The 26,018-nt window shown below is 45.4% G+C and carries 29 protein-coding genes; 12 read left to right on the top strand and 17 right to left on the bottom strand.

The features are described from left to right. Positions 1-13: 13 nt before the first annotated feature. Together MARGE09_RS05295 and MARGE09_RS05290 are read right to left on the bottom strand one after the other, a co-directional pair. Entirely contained in the window at positions 14-835 is an 822-nt protein-coding gene (locus tag MARGE09_RS05295) for a lysophospholipid acyltransferase family protein (protein ID WP_236986306.1), read from the bottom strand. Beyond that, positions 817-1,776 (bottom strand): chorismate transformation FkbO/Hyg5 family protein, encoded by a 960-nt coding sequence (locus tag MARGE09_RS05290; RefSeq protein WP_236986305.1) that lies wholly within the window; start codon positions 1,774-1,776, stop codon positions 817-819. Before MARGE09_RS05290 ends, MARGE09_RS05295 begins: the two co-directional genes overlap by 19 nt. Before the next feature lie 197 nt (positions 1,777-1,973). Between MARGE09_RS05290 and MARGE09_RS05285 the strand changes: the two genes are divergently transcribed. The 10 genes from MARGE09_RS05285 to MARGE09_RS05240 all read left to right on the top strand — a co-directional run bounded on the left by MARGE09_RS05285 (position 1,974) and on the right by MARGE09_RS05240 (position 9,216). Continuing rightward, the gene (locus tag MARGE09_RS05285) at positions 1,974-2,735 is read left to right on the top strand and encodes a class I SAM-dependent methyltransferase (protein ID WP_236986304.1); all 762 of its coding nucleotides are present in this window, start codon (positions 1,974-1,976) and stop codon (positions 2,733-2,735) included. A 10-nt stretch (positions 2,736-2,745) separates the two neighbouring features. Next, a complete protein-coding gene (locus MARGE09_RS05280; RefSeq protein ID WP_236986303.1) occupies positions 2,746-3,024 on the top strand; it encodes a phosphopantetheine-binding protein in 279 nt (92 codons plus the stop codon). A gap of 118 nt (positions 3,025-3,142) precedes the next feature. Beyond that, positions 3,143-3,769 (top strand): COG4648 family protein, encoded by a 627-nt coding sequence (locus MARGE09_RS05275; RefSeq protein ID WP_236986302.1) that lies wholly within the window; start codon positions 3,143-3,145, stop codon positions 3,767-3,769. 4 nt (positions 3,770-3,773) lie between these two features. Then, on the top strand, positions 3,774-5,198 hold the full coding sequence (locus MARGE09_RS05270; protein WP_236986301.1) for an AMP-binding protein: 1,425 nt from the start codon (positions 3,774-3,776) through the stop codon (positions 5,196-5,198). 65 nt (positions 5,199-5,263) lie between these two features. Continuing rightward, positions 5,264-5,608 carry an ApeI family dehydratase gene (locus MARGE09_RS05265; protein ID WP_236986300.1) on the top strand — a complete coding sequence of 115 codons (345 nt, stop codon included), beginning with the start codon at positions 5,264-5,266 and terminating at the stop codon, positions 5,606-5,608. A gap of 3 nt (positions 5,609-5,611) precedes the next feature. Then, complete coding sequence (locus MARGE09_RS05260; protein ID WP_236986299.1) at positions 5,612-6,502, top strand: LpxL/LpxP family acyltransferase; 891 nt, start codon at positions 5,612-5,614, stop codon at positions 6,500-6,502. 51 nt (positions 6,503-6,553) lie between these two features. Next, positions 6,554-7,750, top strand: a complete 1,197-nt coding sequence (locus tag MARGE09_RS05255) for a beta-ketoacyl-[acyl-carrier-protein] synthase family protein (RefSeq protein WP_236986298.1) — start codon at positions 6,554-6,556, stop codon at positions 7,748-7,750. Further along, a complete protein-coding gene (locus MARGE09_RS05250) occupies positions 7,751-8,542 on the top strand; it encodes a beta-ketoacyl synthase chain length factor (protein ID WP_236986297.1) in 792 nt (263 codons plus the stop codon). Further along, the gene (locus MARGE09_RS05245; RefSeq protein ID WP_236986296.1) at positions 8,542-8,982 is read left to right on the top strand and encodes an ApeP family dehydratase; all 441 of its coding nucleotides are present in this window, start codon (positions 8,542-8,544) and stop codon (positions 8,980-8,982) included. The genes MARGE09_RS05250 and MARGE09_RS05245 overlap by 1 nt, the downstream gene beginning before the upstream one ends. A gap of 39 nt (positions 8,983-9,021) precedes the next feature. Then, the gene (locus MARGE09_RS05240; RefSeq protein ID WP_236986295.1) at positions 9,022-9,216 is read left to right on the top strand and encodes a Trm112 family protein; all 195 of its coding nucleotides are present in this window, start codon (positions 9,022-9,024) and stop codon (positions 9,214-9,216) included. 39 nt (positions 9,217-9,255) lie between these two features. Here the strand turns inward: MARGE09_RS05240 and MARGE09_RS05235 are convergent, their stop codons facing one another. Further along, on the bottom strand, positions 9,256-9,771 hold the full coding sequence (locus MARGE09_RS05235) for an RNA methyltransferase (protein ID WP_236986294.1): 516 nt from the start codon (positions 9,769-9,771) through the stop codon (positions 9,256-9,258). Positions 9,772-9,950: 179 nt separating this feature from the next. On the opposite strand from MARGE09_RS05235, the gene MARGE09_RS05230 reads away from it, so the two are divergent. After that, complete coding sequence (locus MARGE09_RS05230; protein ID WP_236986293.1) at positions 9,951-10,448, top strand: hypothetical protein; 498 nt, start codon at positions 9,951-9,953, stop codon at positions 10,446-10,448. A 57-nt stretch (positions 10,449-10,505) separates the two neighbouring features. Here the strand turns inward: MARGE09_RS05230 and MARGE09_RS05225 are convergent, their stop codons facing one another. From MARGE09_RS05225 to MARGE09_RS05190, 8 genes are all read right to left on the bottom strand, one after another. Continuing rightward, positions 10,506-11,870 (bottom strand): DUF58 domain-containing protein, encoded by a 1,365-nt coding sequence (locus MARGE09_RS05225; protein WP_236986292.1) that lies wholly within the window; start codon positions 11,868-11,870, stop codon positions 10,506-10,508. Then, entirely contained in the window at positions 11,867-12,877 is a 1,011-nt protein-coding gene (locus MARGE09_RS05220; RefSeq protein WP_236986291.1) for an AAA family ATPase, read from the bottom strand. Before MARGE09_RS05220 ends, MARGE09_RS05225 begins: the two co-directional genes overlap by 4 nt. Further along, positions 12,874-14,193, bottom strand: coding sequence for a DUF4350 domain-containing protein (locus MARGE09_RS05215; protein WP_236986290.1), 1,320 nt, complete (start codon positions 14,191-14,193; stop codon positions 12,874-12,876). Before MARGE09_RS05215 ends, MARGE09_RS05220 begins: the two co-directional genes overlap by 4 nt. Further along, positions 14,186-15,355 (bottom strand): hypothetical protein, encoded by a 1,170-nt coding sequence (locus MARGE09_RS05210; RefSeq protein WP_236986289.1) that lies wholly within the window; start codon positions 15,353-15,355, stop codon positions 14,186-14,188. Before MARGE09_RS05210 ends, MARGE09_RS05215 begins: the two co-directional genes overlap by 8 nt. A gap of 406 nt (positions 15,356-15,761) precedes the next feature. Next, complete coding sequence (locus tag MARGE09_RS05205; RefSeq protein WP_236986288.1) at positions 15,762-16,715, bottom strand: stage II sporulation protein M; 954 nt, start codon at positions 16,713-16,715, stop codon at positions 15,762-15,764. Continuing rightward, positions 16,712-17,404 carry an RDD family protein gene (locus MARGE09_RS05200; RefSeq protein ID WP_236986287.1) on the bottom strand — a complete coding sequence of 231 codons (693 nt, stop codon included), beginning with the start codon at positions 17,402-17,404 and terminating at the stop codon, positions 16,712-16,714. Before MARGE09_RS05200 ends, MARGE09_RS05205 begins: the two co-directional genes overlap by 4 nt. Beyond that, a complete protein-coding gene (locus MARGE09_RS05195) occupies positions 17,397-17,873 on the bottom strand; it encodes a DUF4234 domain-containing protein (protein WP_236986286.1) in 477 nt (158 codons plus the stop codon). The genes MARGE09_RS05200 and MARGE09_RS05195 overlap by 8 nt, the downstream gene beginning before the upstream one ends. A gap of 90 nt (positions 17,874-17,963) precedes the next feature. Beyond that, positions 17,964-18,470 (bottom strand): hypothetical protein, encoded by a 507-nt coding sequence (locus tag MARGE09_RS05190; RefSeq protein WP_236986285.1) that lies wholly within the window; start codon positions 18,468-18,470, stop codon positions 17,964-17,966. A 1,074-nt stretch (positions 18,471-19,544) separates the two neighbouring features. Between MARGE09_RS05190 and MARGE09_RS05185 the strand changes: the two genes are divergently transcribed. Next, entirely contained in the window at positions 19,545-19,973 is a 429-nt protein-coding gene (locus tag MARGE09_RS05185; protein WP_236986284.1) for a hypothetical protein, read from the top strand. A 20-nt stretch (positions 19,974-19,993) separates the two neighbouring features. Here MARGE09_RS05185 and MARGE09_RS05180 read toward each other — a convergent pair whose 3' ends face one another. The 6 genes from MARGE09_RS05180 to MARGE09_RS05155 all read right to left on the bottom strand — a co-directional run bounded on the left by MARGE09_RS05180 (position 19,994) and on the right by MARGE09_RS05155 (position 26,001). Next, the gene (locus MARGE09_RS05180; RefSeq protein WP_236986283.1) at positions 19,994-21,190 is read right to left on the bottom strand and encodes a lipase family protein; all 1,197 of its coding nucleotides are present in this window, start codon (positions 21,188-21,190) and stop codon (positions 19,994-19,996) included. 14 nt (positions 21,191-21,204) lie between these two features. After that, positions 21,205-21,735 carry a DUF6795 domain-containing protein gene (locus MARGE09_RS05175; protein ID WP_236986282.1) on the bottom strand — a complete coding sequence of 177 codons (531 nt, stop codon included), beginning with the start codon at positions 21,733-21,735 and terminating at the stop codon, positions 21,205-21,207. Positions 21,736-21,768: 33 nt separating this feature from the next. Continuing rightward, positions 21,769-22,062: a PAAR domain-containing protein gene (locus MARGE09_RS05170; RefSeq protein WP_236986254.1), complete on the bottom strand. Its 294-nt coding sequence runs from the start codon at positions 22,060-22,062 to the stop codon at positions 21,769-21,771. 28 nt (positions 22,063-22,090) lie between these two features. Next, a complete protein-coding gene (locus MARGE09_RS05165) occupies positions 22,091-22,678 on the bottom strand; it encodes a DUF6931 family protein (protein WP_236986281.1) in 588 nt (195 codons plus the stop codon). Positions 22,679-22,776: 98 nt separating this feature from the next. Then, positions 22,777-24,852 (bottom strand): type VI secretion system Vgr family protein, encoded by a 2,076-nt coding sequence (locus MARGE09_RS05160; protein WP_236986280.1) that lies wholly within the window; start codon positions 24,850-24,852, stop codon positions 22,777-22,779. 567 nt (positions 24,853-25,419) lie between these two features. After that, positions 25,420-26,001, bottom strand: coding sequence for an Hcp family type VI secretion system effector (locus MARGE09_RS05155; protein WP_236986251.1), 582 nt, complete (start codon positions 25,999-26,001; stop codon positions 25,420-25,422). Positions 26,002-26,018 lie beyond the last annotated feature (17 nt).

Genomic DNA, 26,018 nt, shown 5'->3' with positions numbered 1-26,018 from the left:
AAAAAGCTTCGCTTTAGCGCTTTGATGGCTTAATGGGGCTACCGGTAAATTCACTGAAGTAAGCGGTTAATTCGCGTGTGAGCTGGCGCGCTGCAGTGCTTTGAAACTGCTCATTTTCTAAATAATGTGATACAGGCATTTTAGGCATAACAGTAATCGTGTAGTGCGCGGGTTCATCAGAAACCTCGTACCACCGCTTATGTTTAAGCAGTGTCGCCGGCTCGCACAAAATGACCACTGGCGTTATAGGCAAGCCGCTACTCAGCGCCAAATTAGAAGGGCCGCGATGAAAGCTAAGCGGCTCACCTGGCCGGCTACGCGTTCCTTCGGGGAAAACGATCAGCGATTGCCCCGCGGCTAGCATATCTAGGCAGCGCGAAAATAGGTTGTTCTCTTCATTATTAACATAATTCGCCGCGCGAACGGCCAGGCCAGTAAAAGGGTTGCGCCACAAGGCTGCCTTTACAATACAGCTGGCATCGCCGGTTAAACCAATCACAAACACCACATCAAGTAACGATGGGTGGTTAGCAATAATCAGTTGGTTGGGCTCGGTTAACGCCTCAACATTATGAAACTCGTAACTAATTAAGCCCAGCGCACGCAATATAGCCACATAACCACGCCAAACTTTTGAAATGGTCAAGCGTGAAATGCGCTCTTTCTTGCGGGCCGATATCGGCAGTATGTACATTAACGGAAACACAGTTAACGACAACGCCACGCCACCAGCCCCAAACAGGCCAAAACCCAACCCTGTTGCAGGAATGCGCCAAGCTTTTGAGCGCATAAAGCGCCGCAGCATGGAATAACGTTTTACTGGTTGAGTTGCCATATGCCGTCGATCTCTAGTAATAAATCGGAACGACACACATCCGCCGCCAAAAATACACAAGGCACGCCAGCATAAGCTTGGGCAACCAATGGTTGAATGGTCGAAATATCTTGTGGGTTGCGAATATACACTTTCAATATACTCGCCTGCCAACGGCCAACAGGAATACGCTGCTGCAGTGCAATATGGCCAATAAGTTGGGCTAAATTTTCTAACGTTGTTCGCGTTTGCGCCTGCACATCATCAATATGCAAAGTTTTATGCCCAACCACACTTGCCGTACCCGAAACGTAAAGTGTACGCCCCAGTACCGTCGCGCGCGCAAACGAAGGGCTGCGCGGGCCATACTGCTCGGGGTAGTGATAAGCCGCCTGCTGCTTGGGGTTCTCGAAATGCTGCGGCGCCTGTTTACTGGCTAAGGCATAAACCAACACATTGCCACCGTGATGCCCTAAAGCACACGCCGATGGATAATTTCCTTCGGCCAAACCGGCGCATTCGAACGCCTGATAACGCCCTAAACAAAACTGGCGGTAACGCTCTAGGCCTTGGGGCTCGGCATTAATATCTGCAAAGTAATTCCACACCCGCACAAGGTGCGAAAAGCCATTATTAGCTATTGTTTGAAATAGTGTTTGGTAAAGCTCGAAAGCAATCGTTTCTAATGTTGCCGAGGGATTGGCTTGCTCATTCGCCCACACGGCCACCACTAAATGCTCGCCATCTTCTGCCCAAAGCACGCCGTCACCCTGCCCGCGCTTCACCTGGCCAGAAGAAACAATGTGCTCCTTCACGCTAGCCCCGGCGATTAGGGGCAACCCTGTACTAATTGCCGCGTCTTGTGTACGCCCAATACAGGTATCATCAAAGGCCACTGCCGCTAACACACCGCTTGGCGACACCTCAGAATGATCTGACGGGACATATTGACAACGTATCACTGACCTCTCCATCTCGCCGCCAACAATAAATACATTAACATCTCGTGGCGCCCGATTAATTTAGCCGGCGATTATAAAGACAATCTCATGCCATAGCACGCAACAAGCACGAAAAGCGCGGTATTCTATCACCTGCAACTTGCCACATTTTCACCACTCCCTTAAAGTACGCGCCTTGATTTTTAGGAGTAAATGCCATGGCCAATGGTGACAGCAACCGTATAGCCCCTCATCCCGTTCTTGAAGAGTATTACGAATCGCCCGAAGCTAGACGCGAGCGCGTAGACGATATGTTTGACTCTTCTGCCGAGCACTACGACTGGATCACCAGCGTTATGAGCTTTGGTTCTGGCCGCTGGTACCGCCGGCAAGCTTTAGTGCGCGCAGGTGTATCGCAAGGCGACAAAGTTCTTGATGTTGGTGCAGGCACTGGTGTGGTTTCATTATTGGCGCAAGAAATTGTCGGCGATAAAGGCTTGGTTGTCTCCCTAGATCCAAGCAAAGGCATGTTAGGCGAAGCCGTAAAATCAGGCGTTAAAAATGCCACCTTGGGCCTAGGCGAAGCTTTACCCTTCCCCGATAATACCTTTGACTACCTCACCATGGGTTATGCCCTACGCCATGTAGCGGATTTAAAAAGTGCTTTCGAGGAATACCAGCGCATTTTAAAACCTGGCGGCAAGATTTTATTGCTGGAAATCACTCGCCCTGAAGGCAAATTTTCAACGGCATTTTTAAAGTTTTACCTAAAAGGCATTATTCCTAATTTGGCAAAAATTTTCCGACGCAGTGCCGACAGCAAAGTATTGATGCGTTACTACTGGGATACGATCGAACAATGCGTGCCGCCAGCAACAATTGTACAAGCATTAAAAGATACCGGCCTACAAGATACTCATCGCGCGGTTGTGATGGGCATTTTCAGCGAATACACCGGCGTTAAGCCCAACAAAGCTTAAGGAGCCAGCAATGAGTGAGCAAACAGAACAAGAACGCGAATTGGCCGAAGTTTTAATTGAAGCGCTAGAATTAGAAGACATTAGTGCCGAAGAGATTATTGCCCAAGCACCGCTGTTTGATATTAACGCACCCGATAGCTTAGGCCTAGACTCTATCGACGCCCTAGAGATTTCGTTAGCTATTGCAAAAAAATACCAAGTGCAATTAAAAGCAGACGACGAGAATAATAAATCCATATTCTATAGCTTGCGTTCGCTCAACCAGTATATTCAAGATCAAAACGGGTAATTTTTAGCGCTACCCAATATACTGAGCCACGGTGTAGCCTACTTTTTCTTCCTGATAAAGGCACCGAGTTGCAACATTAAACTCGGCGTCATTAAACAGCGCTACCTGGCCAACCGCAATGACAAACTTCAATATTAAACCTAGTGTCATCGCCACCATACTATTAATTGCGATGTACCCAGCACTGACCCATAGCGCCTACCTTTTTGAAATTCCCGCTTTGCGTTTCGCGGCAATATTAGGGGTACTTACCGGTGTGTTTTTATCGAACCTGCTACGCCCCTCGATTAAAGCTTGGGCCATTTACACCTGTGCCAATGTAGGTTTAATACTGCTTGCCATAAAACAATCTGACATTTACCTAACTTACATCCCCCCTATTGCTATTCCGCTGTCCTTACTCATTATTTTTGGCAAAACACTAATGCCTGGCAAAGAAGCGCTGATTACAGCAATAGGCGAGGCATCACGCGGCCCATTAAGTTTAGCCATGCGCCGCTACACCTACGGTTTAACGGCTGCATGGTGTGCATTATTTATAACAATGGCTGCATTACCCACATTATTTTTACTGACCGACAAGCAAGCGCTATGGTTTTGGTTTACCAATGTTTTTAATTATCTCATTGTCGGATTTTTATTTATTGGCGAGTTTTATCTGCGTAAAAAAATATTCCCAAACCATAACCATCCAGGTTTTTTAGAATATTTGAAAATTATTTACCTCGCGAACATACGACGTTAATACCATGACAACATATTCGACATCACGCTTAGCCAGCGACAACAACACCCCGCAGGCGACGACCCCGCTCATTGCCGACTATATGCCGAACGCACCCATCGCCTTGCAACCCACTAAAGGCGGTGTCTTAACCATTACACAAAATGAGTTTTTACAACGCGTTAATGCACTAAGCCAAAAGTTACCCAGCGCTGATTTCGCTCTTAATCTTTGTGAGGATCGCTTTCAATTCTTAGTCGTTTTCTGCGCCCTACTTCTTAAAGGCACAACGAATTTACTGCCGCCAAACAGACAACCATTAACACTAAAAGATATTGCCAAGGAATATGGCGACACCTGCTACTGTATTTTCGATAGCCCCAACAAGTGCGACATTGCCCATATTGATGTCAGCCAGCTAGCGCTCGACATAACGCTCGAAGAAATTGCTACTGCGCCCAACATTAGCAACACACAAATGGCGGCCATCGCCTTCACCTCAGGCAGTACCGGCAAACCTAAAGCCATCAACAAACGCTGGCAAACACTCGCCACCACCGCTCAGCTATTAAGCCAACGTTTACTCAAAGCCCCCACAGCGTTGGTTGCTACCGTGCCGCCACAACACATGTATGGCCTCGAAACCTCGCTACTTATGGTTTTGCAAGGCAATGGCATTATGCATAATTCGCATCCTTTTTTTCCTGCCGATATAACAAATGCACTCTGCAATACAGGTATGCCAAGCATTTTAATTAGCACCCCTATTCACTTGAGAGCACTGATTAAATCTGGCGCAATTAATTCAGACACCAAGCCATTGCCACTGCAAGGGGTTATCTCAGCTACAGCTCCACTTCCAGCCTCCTTGGCCGAAGCCTACGAAAATATGCTGGCCTGCCCCTTATGGGAAATTTATGGCTGTACCGAGGCCGGTAGTATGGCTACGCGACAAACACACGCCAACATGCAATGGGCGTTGCTCGAAGGCTTCAAGCTGCACCACAGCACAACCGACAACACGCACCCGCAAGTAACAGCTAGTGCACCTCACTTATTTGAACCTGCACCGCTAGGCGATACCATAGAACAGCTTGACGAAAATCATTTTCTATTAGGTTCAAGGCACCAAGATATTATCAATGTAGGAGGTAAGCGCGCCTCCGTTGCAGACCTTAATCGCCAGTTATTGGATATACCCGGCATCGAAGATGGCGCTATATTTTTACCACCAAATGGCAAAATAGAAAGCCGGCCGGCAGCTTTTGTCGTATCAGCACTCAGCGAGCACGAAGTAAGAGCGGCATTATCAAAACGTATTGATGCCACACTGGTTCCAAGGCCAATTATTTCTGTGCCGAATCTGCCGCGCAATAGCACGGGCAAACTAACGCAGCAAGCATTGCAACAACTTTGGAAAACGCAGCAACGCGATAAAGCCACACAATGATCCTGCAACTAAATTTGAACAAGTAAGATAAACCGCACCGCAGTTACCCTAAAGAGCCCACCGCCATGGAACATTCCAATACTACAAACGCACCGAAATGCGACCACTTGGAAATACAGGTACCGCCATCCCACCCATGTTTTGATGGTCACTTCCCCAGCGCGCCCCTAGTGCCCGGTGCATTACTCTTAAAATGGCTTGCTCAAGCGCTTTTTCAACAGTATGGCGAACCCGTCTCGCGCATTAAGCAAATTAAATTTTATGCACCGATCACGCCCGGCATGCTGTTATATATCGAAAGTACACTGGCAAAGAACACCGTAAAATTAACGGTCAGCTCAGCAGGTAAAGTACTTTTAGCCGCAGGGCAGTTCACCCTCAGCGCCCCCAAAACGCAAGAGCCCGCATAAACTATGAGTAAAGCATGGCAACAACAAAAAGAGCGGGGATCGTCGCGCTTAATTCGCTTTCTCGCATGGATTGCATTAACACTGGGGCGGCGCGCTATTCATTTAGTGCTTTGTTTTATTATTTTTTATTATGTGGTTTTTGCCAAAACAGCTCGCCAAGCCTCTAAGCAATTTATGCTTCGCGCCCTTAAGAAAAAAGCCTCGTATATAGATGTGTATTTACACCTGCTCACCTTTGCGACCGTCGCGATTGATCGCATCTATTTTCTCGCAGGTAAAAACGCCCAGTTCGACATCCACATTACAGGCAAAGAACTTTTCGAAAAATATGCCGGGCAAGGCTGTATTTTATTGACGGCCCACATTGGCAGCTTTGATGTTATGCGCGTGTTAGCCGCCCAACAAAAACAACTAAAGCTGCGCATACTGCTTGATATTGCACATAACAGCCAAGCCCTGGAGCTAATACAAGCACTGGACCCGGTATTAGCACAAGGTGTTATCGACGCAAAAACCCCAGCACCGGAGCTGGCCTTAAAACTCAACGAAGCCTTAGCCAATAACGAAATGGTAGGCATTATGGCCGACCGCTGTACGCAAGGTGATAGGCGACGCACCGTCGAATTTCTAGGCGAACACGCAGAATTCCCAGAAGGCCCTTGGCAATTGGCCGCTGTACTTAAAGCACCTGTTATTGCTTGCTTTGGCGTATACCGCGGCAATAAGCGTTATGATATTCACTTTGAGGTAATTGCAGACCGGCTTGGCAGCTCCCGTAAAGATCGAGGCCCTGCAATCGATAAAGCCATTCAACACTACGTAACCAGACTAGAGCACTTTGCGCAACACTACCCCCGCAACTGGTTTAACTTCTATAATTTTTGGGGTTCATAAAAACGTCCACGCAAAAAATTAAAAACATTTTTTATTTTAGAATTACATAATATGCAACCATTACTGATCACAGACTATACCTACACAAGCTGCCTAGCCGCCGGCCGCGAGCAGAACTGGCAAGCCATTAAAACAGGTGATTCCAAATTAAAACCTTGTGACTTTTATGGCATTAACGATTTAAGCACTTGGGTCGGCGAAGTCAGTGACCTAGACACTCCATTACCACAACCATTATCGCATTTTGACTGCCGCAATAATCGGCTTGCATGGTTAGCGCTGCAGCAAGATAACTTTTTAGCTCAAGCTAAAATGGCAGTACAACGTTATGGAGCCAGCCGTGTTGCGGTATTTGTAGGAACAAGCACCTCGGGAATCCACGAAACAGAAAAAGCTTACTTTGAATCACACCATAAAAACGCTCCGCTACCTGAGTGGTACAACTACCAAACCACCCACAACATATACTCTTCAGCTAGCTTTACCGCTTTTGCTACCGGTGCAACAGGCCCGGCCAGTGCAATATCCACAGCGTGCTCATCAAGCGCTAAGGTTTTTGCTACCGCACAACGTGCAATCGCAAGCGGCCTGTGCGATGCCGCCATTGTAGGAGGCGTTGACTCATTATGTTTAACAACATTGTACGGGTTTCATGCTTTACAACTGATTTCCGCCAACCCTTGCAAACCTTTCGATACCCATCGTGATGGCATTAATATTGGAGAAGGCGCGGGCTTTGCTATTTTAGAAAAAATCGATGCTCCACACCTAGCAGGTTCACAACATCCACAACTATTAGGTTACGGAGAAAGCAGTGATGCATACCATATGTCTTCCCCGCACCCCGACGGCCGCGGCGCTTTTCAAGCGATGACGATGGCGCTACATAAAGCAGGGCTCGATAGCGCAAACATTGATTATATTAACTTGCACGGAACAGGCACGCCTGCGAACGATCGCGCAGAATCGGCGGCCGTTGCCAAGCTATTTAAAAACAGCTGCCCCGCAAGCTCCACCAAAGGTTGGACGGGGCATACTCTTGGTGCCGCAGGCATAATCGAAATAGCCATATGCCTGCAAGCCTTACAACACAATATTGCCCCCAAAAATAAAAATTTAGAAGAACAAGATCCTAACAGCCAAATTCATATCCTTAAAAATAATTATTCAGGACTATTGCAATACGCGCTGAGTAATTCATTTGGCTTTGGTGGTAGTAATTGCAGTTTAGTGGTAGGAGTAAAGTAAATGCTATCTGTCAGCATCGAAAGTATTGGCATTGCAGCCCCAGGATTAAACGGCTGGAAAGAAAGTACCAAAGTATTAAACGGCACTAAAGATTATTGCCCAACCCCTTTGGAGAAATATAAACCCTCACTACTACCGCCCAACGAAAGACGTCGCGCGACCGAATTAGTACGAATGGCGTTTCGCGTTTGCGAGGACGCATTCGCACAACGCCCAGACGAAAATGCCGCGCAATACGCAACGGTATTTGCATCGTCCGGAGGGGACTACCCAATTATCGATCAAATTTGTCGATCGCTATGCGAACCCGAACGCTTAGTATCGCCCACGCGTTTTCACAACTCTGTTCACAACTCTGCGGCTGGCTATTGGAGCATCGCCGTTGGTGGGCAGCGTGCATCAACCAGCCTTTCAGCACATGATGCCAGTTTTGCCGCCGGCCTCTTAGAGGCAATGACTTACTGCCAACTTGAACAACAACCCTGCTTGCTTGCCGTGTACGATATTTGCCCACCAGAACCATTACAAGCAAAACGCACTATTCCCGTAGAATTTGGTACGGCCTTATTATTAAAACCCACTGCCACCGAGCAAAGCTTAGCCACCATCCGCCTGCAAGGATTCTGCAATAACGACATAACACCACTAGCCTCTCCGCCCCTTGAAGCGCTACGTCAACAAAACCCTGCCGCGTGCAGCTTGACACTACTTACCTGTATTGCACAACAAAAAAGCTCAACCGTTATTTTTGAAAATGGCTTTCAAAATATTGCTCTAGAGGTAACCCTTTAATGCAAACTCCTATTTGCTCAAAAGATATCGCCAAACTAATTCCCCACACGGGCAATATGGTTTTGCTCGATGAAATAAGCCAATGGGATAACAACAGCATTACTGCCACAGCGCTTAGCAAAACACTGCATGATAACCCGCTACTTGAAGAGTCTGACAATTATCGTTTTGATAGCATTCTGCTAATTGAATATGCCGCGCAAGCTGCCGCTGTACATGCAGCCCTACTTGCCAGCGGTTTAGGCGAACAGCGCCCAGCCTATATTGGCGCAGTAAAAAATGTGGCCATTATGCAGCCAAGCCTAGACCCAAGATTAACGACAACCATTAAAGCCAGCATGCTATTAGCCAATGCAAGCGGCGCAATTTATGATTTTGAATGCCAACAAAATCAAACAACCGTGATTAGCGCAAAGTTAATATTAAACCAACCCGCTTAGTACAAATTACTTTTACAACGCACTTTTAAAAGGCCCTCTATGATTAATCAAGAACTACTCGACATACTTGTATGCCCCAAAAGCAAAGCTCCGCTCACACTCGACCAATCCGCTCAAGAATTAGTTTGTGAAACCAGTGGGCTAGCCTATCCAATTCGCGACGGCATTCCTGTAATGCTCGTCACTGAAGCACGAGAAATTGGCGCAGCAGCGCGGGCACAAGAGAAACTCTAAGTCTTTAGAGTTTAGGGGGCAGTCATCTTAGCCCCCTGATCAATCCTGCTTAACGACTAAACGGTTATTCACATCTCGGCTCGTTTTAATACGATGGGCGTGATCAATCGACTCGTTCTTTTTGGCAAGGCGATCATACAAAACCACATTCACCGTAGCCGCCAAGTTCATGCACCCAATAGTGGGAATATAAACAACCGCATCAGCAACATCCACAAGCGTCTGGTCGATAGAACCATCTTCTGGCCCAAAGATATAAACAGCACTTTCTGGATGCTTAAACTCAGGCAGCGCAACAGCCCCTTCCACTAGCTCAACACAGACAATTTTTGTACCGCTAGGCAAACCCTCAACCAATGATTCAACCTGTACTAGTGGTATCTTTGTGCTTACTGACTTTGTGTCTGTATGGTACTTTGCAGCGCGAGCAAAGCGCTTGCCCGTATAGCGCACAGCACTCACACCATAACAACCCGCAGCCCTCATTACAGAGCCTACATTAGATGGGCTTTTGGGGTTAGATAACCCTACAACAACTGCTTCAAGATTATTCATCGGCGCAAGCTTACTCAATTATTTCCCGCATATTTTATCATCAAAGGGCTAAACCAACCGGATAATACACCTACTAATCTTATATCAATCCAATATATTCCACCTTGAATAAAAGTTTGATATTGTGGGGCGCCGAAAATCAAAACCACTCCCCAAAACGACTTAAACAGGATTTTATTATGGTCACATTAAAACGCTCAAGTCTTACTGCAATCGCTATTAGTAGCCTATTGGTTAGCCTCAACACCAATGCTGGCGAAAAAATAATAATCCCAGAAGCTGTACCATTTGGTAAAACAAGCAATGCAACTGCAGCCGTAAAGGAAAAGTGTGAACTAGGCGAAAAAGTATCCGCTTACATCGACAAATACTCAAAGCTTGTAGAGGTTGGGGATGGGACAACAGCCAAACATATCGACATGGAGATTAGCGAAGTTTTCGCGCCCGGCGGCGGAGCTTGGTCTGGACCTAAGTGGCTAGAAGTTACCGGCACATTAAAAGATGGCACTAAAGAAATTGCCAGCTTTCGCGCCAAACGCTTTAGCACTGGCGGCGCGTTTGGCGGCTTTAAAGGAACATGTGGCATACTAGCTCGATGCACAAAAGCACTAGGTAAGGATATAGCTACCTGGCTAAAAGAACCTACCGATAATGCAGAGCTTGGCGATGCCAAATAGCGATTAAGGCCAAGGTAATTCAGTCATAGGTTAATAACCTATGACTGCAAGGCAAGCCTAAAATCGCCCACTACGCTTTAACTTCAAATACTCTTGCACAAGTTTTATATGCAATTGAGAAGGTAAAGCATCAGTTATAAGAGCGCCCATTGTTTTAATTTTAGCTAATACCAAACTGCGTGATTTTAGATAATCGGTTATTGCACAACAAGATAGCGCCGAACTCAAATTAGCTACTGGTTCCTCTATTTTTTCATCAAAATAGTTATCACGCAAACTGGCAATCATTACCATGTGCTGACGAGATAATAGTTTAATAGCTTCCTGTAAGTCACTTGCGTCTTCTTCTCGCACACTGGTAATAATAACAACCAGAGCACGCTTTTTACGCTTACTCAAAAATGCTTGCGCAACCTCCAAATAATCGCTTGCTTTAGTTGTACTTTGAAGGTCATACAACTGGTTCATTACAGCATTAATTCTTGCTGGGTGCTTAAGGGGAGTAAGCCATCGCTGCTGATCAGCACTGAAACTCATCAAGCCAACGCCATCACCCTGCCGCAACGCAATATAGCTGGTAAGTAATACGGCATTTAAAGCGTGGTCAAAAAAACTTAAATCAGCGTCTTTTCCCCTAAGTCTTCTGCCGCAATCTAATAAAAAGAAAACGTCTTGATCTTTTTCATCCTGATAATCCCGCGCAATAGGCTTGTGGTGGCGCGATGTTGCATTCCAATCAATCTGTCGCATAGCATCGCCTTCACGAAACTCGCGCAACTGATGAAAATCACTACCTGCGCCACGGCGTTGCTGCAGATGAATACCCATCCGAGCGATTTGATGCTCCAGCGTTACACTAGCCGATTGAGCTATGGGGGCAAAATTAGGGTAAACCTTCACAACTTCAGCATTTTCAATAAAGTGATTATGCCGCCAAAACCCCCATCGACTGGTAATACGAAACCACGTTTTATTAAACTGAGCTGCACCGCGGTCCTTAGGATAAATAGTGTACTTAAGCACTTTAGTGCTGTTGGCGGATATAGAAAATTTTAGGGGCAAACCCTTGCTATCAACCGCGTCACAATGTAATTCGGTCAATTCAATCACTAAATCGCGACGGCTAGAATTTTCTATATCAATTTGCACTTGCGCATATACACCAAGCGATAAACTATGGGGCAACTTGCGTTGCACACGAATAGCGCTATCCCCTCGAGAAACCAGCCAATCGATAACAACCAATATGCCCGCAGCGGCCAATGCAAGCCACCATAAAGAAAATATTGTATTGCTACTCTCTACACCACTTAGGGGCTCTCTATAAATATCGACACTCGTAAAAAGCCGCCATAAAAATATAACCGCCGCGGCAACGCATAGAGCACTAACTAGCTGAAGTAATTTAACCGTCGGCTTCATAGCCTAGGAGCATCCACGCTATCAATAACTTTAACGAGCACTGAATCTACCGTTAGGCCATCTATTTCCATCTCGGCAGATAAGGAAACCCGATGACGCAATACAGGTAGGGACATAGTTTTAACATCGTCAGGTAAGACGAACGAAGCACCACGCAATAAAGCATGAGCACGCGCAGCACGCACAAGTGCCAAACAGGCCCTAGTACCCGCACCACGAAAAAAGAAAGCCGCATCACGTGTCGCGCGCACTAAACGCACGGCATATTCACTAACCTGCTCATCCAAAACAATGTTCGATACTGTTTTCTGTAAGCGCTCCACATCTGAAGGGCTAAGAAATGCAGCTTGCGAGCGACTCACTTCTGTATCATCAACCGTACCAGCAGTAATTAATTTTGTTAATGCTAGCTCAGCGGCTTCTGTGGGGTAATCTAAAAGAACTTTAAATAAAAAGCGATCCAATTGCGCTTCCGGTAAAGGGTAAGTACCTTCTTGCTCTATAGGGTTTTGTGTTGCCAACACCATAAAGGGTTTCGGTAATGCCTTGGGGTTACCCTCCAGCGTTACTTGCCTTTCTTGCATAACCTCTAAAAGCGCAGCCTGTGTTTTTGCTGGAGCGCGATTGATCTCATCGGCCAATAACAAGTTAGTAAATACCGGCCCTCTACGAACGCGAAATTTACTCTCATTCATATCGAATAAGACATGCCCAGTAATATCTGCCGGCATCAAATCTGGCGTAAACTGAATACGCTTAAATTCTCCACCAAAGCAATTAGCTAGCGTACGTACCAACAATGTTTTACCAAGCCCGGGAACCCCCTCAAGCAACACATGACCATTACACAACAACGCCATCAACACTTGATCGACAACGGCACCCTGCCCTATCACTTGGCTATTGATAAATTCACGAACATTTTTTATAACCTGCAATGCGTCATCAATTGCTGAATTTTCTGTACTATTCGGCACTTCATTGTTTGCGTCGTCCAATGCCATCATAAGCCCCCTCTTAATTTTTGTAGTATTTGTACGGTTTTTGTAAAGCCATCATCATTTAGCTTTTCGTCTTGATATAGCGCATTCTGGATAAGCACCACACTAATCCCACTGTGATTTGACAACATATTAATGCGGTCATCCTGTGATGCCGACTCGAACCCAGACATCCCTTTTTTCGCAGCCGAAACAATGTCTTCTCTGAGTGGTTTTAACAGTTTTACTTGCCACTTATTTCGCCAATAAAAACCGGCACTTGCAGCTAGATGCTCATGAAATGCTCTGCGCGAAGTCGCTTTAAATTCGCGCTTTGCCCCAAAATAACCTGCCACATACCAAAGGCTGCATACAAGAAGTAACAAAAGCGAGAGTAATAGCTCGGGCATTATGTTCTTTAGAATACGCCACAATGAAGGCATTGTTGAGCCATATAAAACAGCAGAATATTCGCCATTGCTAAGTACATCCCACAAATAGGCGTGATCAAAATGAGCGACATTGTGGTTATCTAGTAGCACCTCGCCTGCCGACAACGAAATAAGGCCCGCGCCGACCTCCAATTGCGCAAAATGAACACCATACTCTGTGCCAGCCCAATAAATCAGGCGTTGCTCGGAATCAAACCATTCCTCGTCATTCATTGCAGGGTGATAAATATCAACAATGGAATCCAATTCTGCTTTAAGCTCAGCATCAACCCCTTCAAAAGATAGTAACGTTAAGTAGTCTTGCCCAACATCACTTTCATACTGCTCGATAAATTCAGCTTCGCTCAATGGGTTGTTACTTTCCTCAATCAAACGACCTTCGTCATTTAAACTTTCGTTATACCGCCTTAATTCTTCGCCCACTTGTTCAGCGACTTCTTGGGGGGAGTCTTTTTCGCCCTTGCCGGATAAGTCATCATCATTTTCAGAATCTGACCAGTAATCTGCTTCATACAAAGAAACGTTTAGCTTTTTAAGCAGGTAATCATTTTCCGCGCCATCAAGCGTTAGACCAACAAATAACATCCCGCCACTTTTGACCCAAGCCATTAAATCCAAAATTCGCGCTTCAGAAAGCAAAAGATCACTATTCGCTATATATATAAACTGATATGTGTCTAGATCACCAAGATCAAAATAAGAATCAGCCGTTTTGATACTACCGCCATTTTTTTGCGCATAGAGTTCTAGCGCTAAATAAGGGTTTTTACGCGCGTCACTCCCCCAGCCTATATCTTTATTCTCCTCATAATATTCAAAGGTGGAATAAAAGAGATAGACCAAAACAGCACATAGGATAACAAATAAAAAGATAACGATACGATTAAGCACGGGGGAAAACCTCCGTCCACGAGGAGCAAAGACTTTCTATTTCTGCCGTTAAAGGTAATTGATGTCCGTACGCTAATTGTTGCCAAAGGCTTGTCATTTTTTGTACGTAATCGCTTAATTCGTCATTCCCACGAACTTTAACAATTGATACACATTCATTTTCAGTATCACTCGCTGAAAACTCAAACTGATGATGGTGTATTAAAGCGCCTAACAAAGAGCGATACAACAAACTGACAGCCTCACGATATAACTCTTGCTGCCATAATTTAAGCACCTCAAGAGGAACATCTTCAGGCAAACTTTCTTTGCGAACATCCAAGCCAAAAAGGGAGTCGGGGGCCTCTACTTCAATTTTACCTTTTCGCGTTTGGCGAACATAAAAGCGTATCGATTCGCGATAGCGAAATATTACTATAGCGATCACTAAAAAGAACAAACCCCATAAAACATACTCAACATAGAGCATCGGGTTCTGCCACACACCATCAGGGCCATCAAATCCAGCAAACAATTTAATCAATTTCTCGATTAATGTTATCAACCATTCGGGAATTTCTTCTTCACGTTTTTGCTCTATATTTTTTAATCGCCAGCCGCTCACCGTTTCTATTTGATGAAACTCTTCGCCCGCCAAAATTTCAACAATATGCTTTTTTGCGTTAACAGCTAAAACCGAGCGGGGTGAGGCTTCCGTTACTTCAGGCATCCCCCCTGCTGCAGCCGGGTAGGCTGTATCCTGAGCATAGGCCGGCTGTGGCACCAAATAGAGCCAACCCGTCAGGCATAGGCATAACACAACAGGCAGCACTTTAGCATTAGGGGTTGTTAAACTTTGCCTCTTTTGAAATTCTGCAGACAAGTGCCTAAAGCGGATTTCAATATCCCAAGCTTCCAAATCGATCCGCCTGCTTATATACAGACAAAAACCGCATACGGTATAGAAAGGAGCCACCAAGCACATCATCAAAAAAGCAAATACGTTGTAAAGCCAGGATGCCGCATCTTGCTTTGTTAACATTAATTGCCAATAATCTAGCTCGATATTTTCCGGCACCATCAAAACAATAAAACTCACAACGCCAATAATCAAAAACATTTCGATATGAAGGCAGATAATTGATAACCAGTAAGCCACCCCACCATACTGACGATGCAGCACACTTAACCTTGAACCCCTCGCCTTACCTCGTAACTGTTCAAGCAAGGTTAAAGGCATGTCAAATGATCGAGTTAAGCTGAACCGTCTAAACGTCAACCAAGCTAATACATCATGGCGATATAGTGACGGTAACCGCGTAAATGCGGCCCAAAAGCCTATAGGCTCATTAAATAGGCGCCTACTGGCGATATATAGAGGACCGCGATCAAGCAAGGGCTTTAACCACCAAACAAGCAAATATGCCACCCAATTATAATCAGGAAAAATTGCACTTACAGAAAAAAATATAATAAAAGCGGGCACAAACCAGATCAAAAATAGAGGTAGCCACCAAGCTCTAGCTAGCACAACGCCTAGATCAATTGCTTCCCACGGAGACCGAGTTCGGGCATTAATACAAATTTTACTAAGATCCATTGCGTCGGCCACTGTAACTGAAATAAAGGCCATGCATTAGCCAAAAAGTGCCACCGACCACATACTTTACGATAGACGGTACACCCGTGGTCGAAGACCAAAATGCCTCCACAAATGCAGCTATTAATAACATCAATATAACGCCATACATAATAGTGATGGCGTCTTTGCCAGCAAATTTCAATGAATTTTTTATCGAATAAACACCGGGTCTAATTAAGGCATAGCCCAGTTTAAGCCCAGCTGCACCACTAAAAACTATCGCCGTTAACTCAAACGAGCCGTGCCCTGCAATAAATGGATAAAACGTAGCGCCAAAACCTAGCTGGGTAAGGTGCCCCGCTACAGCACCAATAAAGACGCCATTAAACACAAGAAAAAAAACAGACCCTGCGCCATATAAAATACCTCCAGCAAAGGTGCGAAAACCAATACCAATATTATTTTGAATATAGTGACCAAACATCAATATATCAGTATCAGAGCTACGCTCCCGCCCGATCTTTTCATTGTCCGCACCGTACATAGCCTCCATGGCGCCAACATTACTCACATCCATCACACTATAAATAAACTCGGGGTTTATATAACAAGCCGTACCCATCGCCAATAAGGGCAACATAAATAGTGCCGCGGCGATAGTCACAAAAATCCAATTTCGCCGAATAGCATTAGGAAAATCAAAGACTAAGAATTCTAACCATTGAAAGTGATAACGGTAGTTATGCTGATAGAAAAAGTGATGACCTTTCGTTACAAGATCATTAAGATAATCGATAAGCTGCGGGCTATACCTGCGATGCTTAGCTAAGGCTAACTGATGACATAACTCCCTGTAATACTGAGGATAGCGCTCGTCCGCTGCCACAGTCTTATCGATGAGTAATTGCTCTAGGTAATCCCAACTTTGCTTATATTTTTGCTCAAAGCTATTTTGCTTCATTCTCGCTTCCCTAGTAACCAAGCGCCAATGCCCTGCAAATAATAAACGCCTTCTCGCTGTTTTTTACCTGTTAGCGGCTCGAGTATATCCGCCAATTCCTGCTGACGAGATTCAGATATCTGATCATGCCTTCGAGTAAAGCTAGCAATAGCCATCTGATCCTCTAGCGTTAGCGGCATAGCCGCTGGTTGAGGTTTTACCTGCGGCACACTAAAGGCTTTTGATGTCGCCCTGCGATGCACCACTATTGATCCCGCCGCAAGATCACCTAAACGCTGAAAATGCTGCGTGCACGTCATGCTCACTAACCCAAGAACGTAAGCAAATGGCAGCATATCAACCGCGCGCAATAAGTTGCGAATAATGGAGGTACTCCAAGTAACAGGCGTAAGGTCATCATTAACAACAGCAATTTGAAGCATTTTTTTACCTGGCGTTTGACCTCCACGCAACACTTCAAATAACACAGGGTAAAACCACTCAAATAAAAAGCTGAATATCATAAATAATCCCCAACCTGCCTCTCCTAAAAAGGCAAACAGCGCCGTCAGCAGCATTAAAACAACTAATCGAATCGCCAAATCAATTGAATAAGCCAACACCCTAGGAACGGGGCCAACCATTTGAGCACTAAGGTCTATTGCCTCGGGGGTTTCAACGTCGTACGACGTATCGTAATCGTTATTCATTATCGATAATTTTATTAATCTTATATTGTAAATAAAGAGGGCCAAAAATTGTCAAAAAGGCATTAGCCCAACTATAAGAGCCTTTCTCAGCATTGACATACATATGTATCGCACTACGTATTTTATAGCACCATATAAAATACATAATAAGATAACCTAAACTACCAACCGCAAGAATACCGGCTACAATTGGCGGTAGAAAATCACCCGCATTCGCTATTAGTGAGATCGCCCACAAAAAAACAGTGATATTGACGAAAAGCGGACTTATTTGATAAGTCATACGTTCATTTATCCGCTGCGTTCTATTGTACTGCCAATATATGGAGTAAATTCCAAAAGTAATAATAGATAATCCAAAGACACCCCAAGCAGAAAAGCGATCAAAAACTTCACTAAGCTTACCCGTCGGGGTATTTTCCACCTCAGCCTCAGGTGCTTTATATGGATTTTGTTCTGATCCGCTCATACATCCTCCTTTCGTACTTTTAAGACAATATGCCGCCTTCAAAACCTGCGACCAAGAAGCTTAGCTCTACACCCAGACCTCGCTGATTACTTAAAAAGTAACCCCTACAGAAACCTCCGGCGTGACTTCTGTGCAATGCTTTTTCCAGCTAGAAGCACATTCTTGGTAGCTTACAATAGTAGCCCCTACTCGAAAGTTAAAACCATTAGCTGAATCCAAGACAACCCCTGCTCTAGCCCCAATCGCTGACAAATTATCATAGGTTTCAACAAAGGTTTCTCGATATAAAACGCCAACATAAGGCTGAATTGCATCAAGCTGAGTAAAAATATAGGTCATCGATGGCGATATTTCATATATATCATAATCCCCACCGAGCCAAAGGTTTACTTCAGCACCAAGTTCTAGCCCATCTACAGGGTAAAAACCGGCGCCTATGCCAAGAACCGTATAATTATCACTTAAGGCAGACCCAGAACCCACAACGAAGCTGAAGCGCCGACTACCAGCATCGAAGTCTTCACTTGCTATAGCTGGGCCGCTCATACTAATTAGCATGAATATACAAGCAAAAATTCCCACTCTTACATAATTCATATATACCTCCTTATTAACTATCCAGATGGACCTAAAATGATACTCGCCCAAAAGGCAAGCCAATGGTTTGCTGAGTGCCTATTCACCTAGAGCACCCAGCTAGCAAAGAGCAATAATAACAGGTTATTAGGCAGCGAAAGCGGCAGAATCGCTGGACATAAGGGCTAACTTCCTCTATCGCCGGAAAACAATGAGAAGGCCCAAAAGACCGGAGCCGCGCCCACTTGCGAAGAGCGTACAGAGCTTGTTCGGCTGCGAAAATAAGTTAAAGAGTTGCGAATGGAGAAAGAAATTTTAACAAAGCCGTTGCGGAATCTTAAACCTAGAAACCGCAGTTGAGAGTCAAAAAGATGCGTATTCCGTTGGTGTGCATGGCGTGTAGTAAAAATATGTAGTCACCTTATTGGTGATGAATCATTTTTATCACGCGTCAGGTGCACCAAGGGGATGCGTAGACTTTGATGGTTCAACTGCGGTTTTTAGGTTAAAGAGGGCACCTCTAAAAATAGTAATTTTTGTGTGAGAGCAACGACAGGCAAGTGCTCCTGCTTTGCCTGCATACATGCCATCCTTGCAATAAAGCACCGCCCAGACGACTGAATGGATTCAGGAGATAGAGCGACGCATCGGTGCAGGAAGCACCTTATTAGAACGGCGCAGGAGCTTGCCGTCGAGGAAGCCAAAGCCGAGAGCCGCAGTTTACGTGGTGTAAATCATTCAGCGCATCCATACGCTTCACCCTGCGGGCAGCATGCTGTGCAAATTGATCCTCCAATTTGTGAGGACCCGAGGACGGAGCTAATGTCCATGGATGGACTGAATACAGGTTTTGCATCGGTGCAGGAAGCACCTTATTAGACATGGTACCGCCACATGGAAGTGGCTGACTAGAATAACGCAGGAGCAGTTATCGAGGAGCCGAATGTCGAGGAGCAAAAACCTGTAAGCCGCTATCGCGGAAAAAGTGCATTTTTAGAGATGCCCAAGAGTTATTATCGTCAAACAACTGGCTGACCTAGACACACCTAAACATTTAGGATACAACTAACTAACGAAATATAAAGTAGAACACCAATGACAAGTTATATCGTTTTTAAATGGAGCGCGCTTTGCTTGGGAATCGCACTCACTGGGTTAGCGCTTACCATTTTAATTGGCATGATATTTTTTGGTACAGATGACGGTGCTGATAAGATCCGTCAAAAACCAATTATCAAAGCGTTAACGCCAATAGGTAACTTTTTACTCACCGGATCCATTTTTGTCATGATTATTTCCGGTCTTATTCATTATGTATTTAGCCCGCTAAGCGCTATTTCATGGTCAGCCAAAACAGTATCGATTGGACTGATCTGTTTTGGCTTATCACCGGTATTTTTTATGATTATCGGCGCACTAGCTAAATCGCAGAGGCTAATGACAAATGGAGCTTACATTTTCTTTACTGTACCCATAGCCATTGCAGGGCTTATAGGCACTGGAATATGGGCTCTTTTTAATTAGCTCGCCAAGTTATTCCAAGGCTACAAAGCGCGTCCATCTGCAAGTGCGTGGCTTAAAGCTTGCTTCGCCATTGTTTGCGCCTTTACTTGCAGCTTACGTAATAAATCCCGAATTACAGCCTCACTCCAATTATCACTATCTGCTAACTTCTTTGCCAACCCTAAAAATTGAGCAATTTTTTTCATTAGAAGTGTAATCCAAGTCGATAACGACCCTTCAACCAGTGAATTCTTTGCCAGAACAAAGGCCAAGCGATCCATCAATGTCGTGTAAGTTGACTGGGCAAAGGAAGCCATATTCCCAACCACACTCAAACACTTTTTAATCACAAATTTAAAAGCGTGCTCAATTTTCTGAAAATTTGAAAGTGAATAAACGCACTGCCCTCGATCAGTAAGCCAAGCGGAAACATTTACATCTGAATAATCAGTTTTACGGTTTGAATAAAGTTTTTCCCATGAAAGGCTTTTCCCGCTAGAACCATTTGTAACCGATGTCACGTACTCGCCCATATCATGCCATTTACCGCCTGGCAACAGTCCCGGCGAGAACAAAAGGTAATCTCGACCTTCGTTCGGTGTATGTGTAAATGGCCAAATAGGAATGCAGGGAACCACATCCGTTTTATGATAAGCACGAAAAACGTGATCACAGCCAATTAAACTAGTACAACCCGCCGAAAAATCATCAAGGCCGACTCTCGGGCTACCAAACGAATATAAAAACACCTCAAAACTTGTTGTTTGTTTGATCCATTCAGCCGCTAATGTTGCCAAAGCTCCACCAAGACTATGCCCCAAGCAATGCACCTTTGTACCTGGTGGCAATCCTTGAATAAAAGGGGCTATTTGAGGCTTCATTGATTTAAAAGAAGAATTAAACCCGTCATGCACCCGATTGCCACACTCTGAACGACCAAAAAGCATGTTGAAATTTGTCAGCCAATCAGCTAAATATTGTGTCCCACGAAATAATACAAATGCATGACCAGCCAACTGATTCTGCCCAACCAAAACAAACCCAAAAGCAGTTTTCACTTTAACAAAAGCTGGACCTCCGGTTTTACCAACCAACATATTGTTATCAGCAAACTGAAGATTACCTTGATACCGTGTATTTAATACTTTTTTGGCTTCGTCAAGCGTGTCAATTTTAGTCAGTGCATATACATCTTTACACAGTCCAGCAACCACTTTAGGGGTAAATGGATTCGCCACAACATTCTCCTTTTTTAATCATCATCAGTTGTAAAAAAATCATCGGCTGTAACTGGCGTATCGGGCACAACATTCCACTCGCACAATGTCACGAACGGCTGACCGTCTACACTCACTACACTCTCCTCTCTAGCGAGATCACAATTTATTATTAACTTCTGGCCTTTTGCTTCAGAGTTCTCACTTTTATCCATCTTTACACCAGACCAAAATTTTATGGCCTGCCCATCAACATCAACTGTCAGTAATTGTTTTGCTGCAAATTGAGACGGCAAAACACCTATAGTCTTCCGCTCATAGATAGCAGGCATCTGAAAGTAACCTTCGGCATCGGTAATCACACTATCGACCACCTCACCCTGCCAATCTGCAACCCTCGTTATTTTTGAGTTACCAAGCGGCTCACCATCTTTTAAAAGGTAACCCGAAACCTCTGAAAATGTGCATGCCTTTCCTGCGTCAACAATTGTCACTGCTTCCCCCTTACACGAAGAAATAAATAAAATAGCTATAAGTAAAAGAAAACTGATTTTTAATACTTTCATTTTTTTAATACTTTCATTAAATCCACTTTTAGTTTATCCCCCAATCAACACAGTAGGACAGCCCACCACAATTTTGCCGCCATGCGCGGTGCTATCGCCCATACGCGCGGCGGGCTTTTTACAGATCATTACTGTGGTACTGCCCATCACCACCACATCGGGCGGCCCAACGCAGACGCAAGTACTGCCAAGTGTGGCAGAGGGCAATTTACCAATTAATACCGTCGGGCCGCCCGGCGAGACGATGGGGCCGCCCACATGCGGGACTGGCCCCGAACTGAGTGGGCATACGTGCATGTCGGTAATGCGTGATGCGGGCTTTCCCATGGGTGTTCCTCAGGGTAGGTTCGTTGTGTTAATTAACAAGCGGTTGTACTTGACCACTGCCACCGCGCGCTAAGTCGAAGCCTTGCGCAAAATACGTCGGGTAGCGATTTTTAGCCTGCTCGGCATCGCCTTCGACAGCCGCTAAATTAACCGCACCACCAACGGCATGGGCATAAAGGTATTCCGGCGGTGCGACTTCAGGGTCGTCTTGCGGCGCTAAGCTGCCTGTGGACCACGCGGCCGCCATAGCCGCCCAACTTGCCGGTGTTTTGTGTTTGAGTTTTTCGGCTAACTCGCGGCACAGCAAGCGCAGCTCTTCTGTCGGCGTGCGTACCCAAGCTTCGGTAGCCGTAATGGCTTGCGCTTCTAGTGAGTTTTCTTCAATGGGGTTTTGCCGTACCGCTAAGCACGACCACCAAACGGCCTCGCGCTTGGGTAAGGCGTGCGCCAATAAACGCACGGCATCTAAATTGAACTCCGCTTTCATTAATTGCTCGACGACTGTGGCAGGATGCTGAGTGGCATCAATATGTTGCTCGGCCTCGTCTTCACTTAAGTCCATATGCTGAAGTAAATCGCCCGCGACAGGGACTGCGATTTTCACAAAATCATTCATGGTGTTAACTCTTGCATTAAACCCTTTTTATTAAGGGTTTTAATCGTCGAAAAATATTTTTCTGTTTTCTGTTTTCTGTTTTCTATTTTTTACAACAATTAGTTAATCATTGTTATGCCGCCTTTCAGCGTTAACATACCGCCAGCCTTAACTTCGGCCATCGCATCGCCTTTACACGTTAGCATCATGCCTTTGATGGTGATGCCTGCCGGCGTCATTTTGATACTGCTTGAACCACACTTAAATTCTATCGAAGCCAGCGATTCCACTTTAACACCGCCTTTCGCATTGACCGTGTATTTACCTACATTGGCTTTAACCACGTGATCACCCTTACCCAAAGTCACCTTGCGATCGCCCATGTTAATGCCGAGAATGTCATCGCCTTTGCTGATCGTGGCCTTTTGATCCCCTTTGCTGACGGTAGTGATTTTATCGCCTTTCGATATAGTATTTTTCTGGTCGCCTTTACTCACTGTCGTGGTGTGGTCGCCTTTACCTACAGTGGTATCGTAGTCACCTTCATCTACTGCGACTGTGCGATTGCCTTTTTTGACCGTGATGCTTTCGTCACCTTCGGTGACGGTGATGGTGCGGTTTTGCAGCACCTCTAAAGTTTGATCATTTTCCACCAAACCGGTTTGGTCGTTATGCACCACCCAGTTATGGTCTTTACCCGCTTCCATGTATACCTCTTCGGAGTCGGGCTTATCATCAAAGCGGAATTCATTAATTTGGCTGCTATCGTATTGGGTTTTCCAGCCGCTTTGGGTGGCGGTGTAATTGGGGCCTTCGTTGGTACCGTTATACACCGCGCCCGTAATAATGGGCCGGCAAGGGTCGCCATTGATATAGGTGACTATCACTTCTTGGCCAATGCGCGGGACAAAGTTAGCCCCCCAGTTTTTACCCGCAAATGCTTGCGCAACGCGTACCCAGCAAGAGCTTTGTTCACTGTGCCATGGGAATTTTACTTTTAGCTGAGTGTACACATCAGACGAGCTATCGGATTCGGTCGCTTTTACTTCTTCGACAGTGGCGACTTGTGGCGCATCGATGGTTTTGGGCGCACGCCGCCATAATGGGCGCACTAATTTGGTTGAGGGTACACACTCAAAATCATTTTCAAAAAAGGTATCGCGACCATTGCCTTCGCGCGCCGTCACGGTCATGCGGGTAATGGTATAAGTACCCTGCTCGCTTTCCAGTGGGTGTTCAATAGTAAAGCGTCCGCCGGCGGCTAACTGGCCACAATCGCTGGTGCCATTGGCTAAATCAAATTGCCCTTCTTCGGCTTCGATAATACTGGTTGCGCGGGCGGTGTTGTCGCCGCTGTCAAAGGCGTGCTTTGAGTCGCCGTCGGTTTGAAAGCGATAAATACCGAAATGACGCATGGTATAAGGCGATGCGCCGTTTAAGTCACTGGTGGTATTGACCTTACTTTTATATTGGTTGGTCGTGGCGAATTCGTTGTAATCGGTGGTTTCGACGGCGTTGGTGTGGAAGCTGTAGCTACGCTCCCACCGGTGCACGCTGTTTTGGGTGGGCTGACTGCCGCCACCGTCGTAATCTAAGGCATCAACATCGCAATCAAAAAAGCCTTGCGCGTCATCCACAAAAATCAGTTTATGCTCACCGTCTTGGTGCTTAAAATAATAACTAATGCCTTCTTCGGCGAGTAAACGGTGAACAAATTCATAATCGGTTTCATCAAACTGTACGCAATATTCACGCGTAAGCGGTTTGCCGTTTAATGAGAAATCGAATTTTAAAACGCTGGAATAATGCCCCAGCACTTCATCGATAATATCTTTTGCGCTTTTATCTTGGAAGATACGGTTATTGGAATTAAGGCTTGTAAACCATAAACCCGGCACCACGCTCATATGGTAACCGCGCAAGCCGTCGTCGTTCACATCTAACATGCGTAAGCCATTCACATAACCGTGAATGTAACGACACTTTTCTTCACCCTCGGTATAAATACTCAGCGTGACGGCTTTGCCAAGCAAGTCGGTATGGGCGACGGTGTGGTTATTGGAGAGCAAACCCAGGTCGTATTGAAAATTACCGGAAATACGCTCTTCGCCATCTAAGGCAGAAACAATAAAGGTATCGGTCGCTAAAGGCGTTTTTATCCGAACTAAACGACTATTCTGGCTAAGCTGAGACATGACAAACCAACAATAAGAAGTGTGAAAACTTAGCCTCTGACATTGCGCAATTCAAAGGCACAAATTAAATGGGCCGACGCACCCGCTATATAACGAATACTCGGCCCAAGGTGATCGAGGCGACTGCAGCTTTCATCCACATACCCTCCCTGATAAGGCTACTGATAAACAACATCCTACGCTTATCAATCTTCCCTGCAGAAATTCAGTATTCCATGAATCTCTGTGTGTTTTCCCTAACAATAAACTCCACCCCTGGTGCCCATCCCTTAGGCTATACATATCCTGTGTGTTGAATCATTCAACACGTTCCTCTCGTAAAAACATCCCAGTCTATTCCGTGAACCTACCGTGGTTCGTGTATTCCTTATCACAACAGCCTGTTGTTTATCGCTATCCTAGCGTTCCCTGTTTGTTGCACGCCACTCATGCATCTTGCATGAATCACTCTTTTTAAATAAGGGCTATTCAGTGTTAATCCCTCACAGAAGACCACATCCGTGTGAGGAGAACTGACTAGCAAGATGGCGCCCGAGAAACGCTCAGGCCGCCATCGCATCACCCGACTTAGATAGGTGTTGCAGTAGTAAGGTCGTAGCCAGACAAACCAAGATCGCTGTTGATGTTGGTTTTGTCAGCGTGACGCAAGTCAGCTTCGATTTTAGCAAAGCTCAAAGAAATGGTTTCTTGAGGTGCTGAACCGGCGGCTGCAGAGATGTTGTAAGAAGAGATGATGCACTCTTCCAAAGTGATAATAGCGAAAGTTTCAACCGCCGTTGCGCCCGTTTGAACAACGTGGAACTTAACAGTCACACCCGTATCACCGGTTACAGATTGCTTAAACAAGCCACCAGAAGCTGCATCTAATGATTTAGTGATAGTGACTTCGCTCAAGCTTGGGCGAGTCGCTTCACGGTTAGACATTGCACCGGCTTCCATGGTGATGGCACGACCTACACCGAAGTTGAAGCTGTCCACTTCAATCCAGCCTTCGAAACCTTGTGCGGTTACGTTGCCAGCAGGAGTGTTCTCGTTGTAGTTCATGTAAATAGCCATGATTGAATTCCTCTTTCCAGATAATGAATGTTGTTTGTTAAAGGTTTTGTTGTGCTGCTCATCAGCAACTGGAGGCCATTTAAACAGAGCCATTTACGGATGAAAACCCC

The organism is Marinagarivorans cellulosilyticus (genome assembly GCF_021655555.1).
Taxonomy (GTDB): Bacteria; Pseudomonadota; Gammaproteobacteria; order Pseudomonadales; family Cellvibrionaceae; genus Marinagarivorans; species Marinagarivorans cellulosilyticus.
The sequence above is the reverse complement of the archived record's forward strand: the minus strand, read 5'-3'. Positions and strand labels throughout refer to the sequence as shown.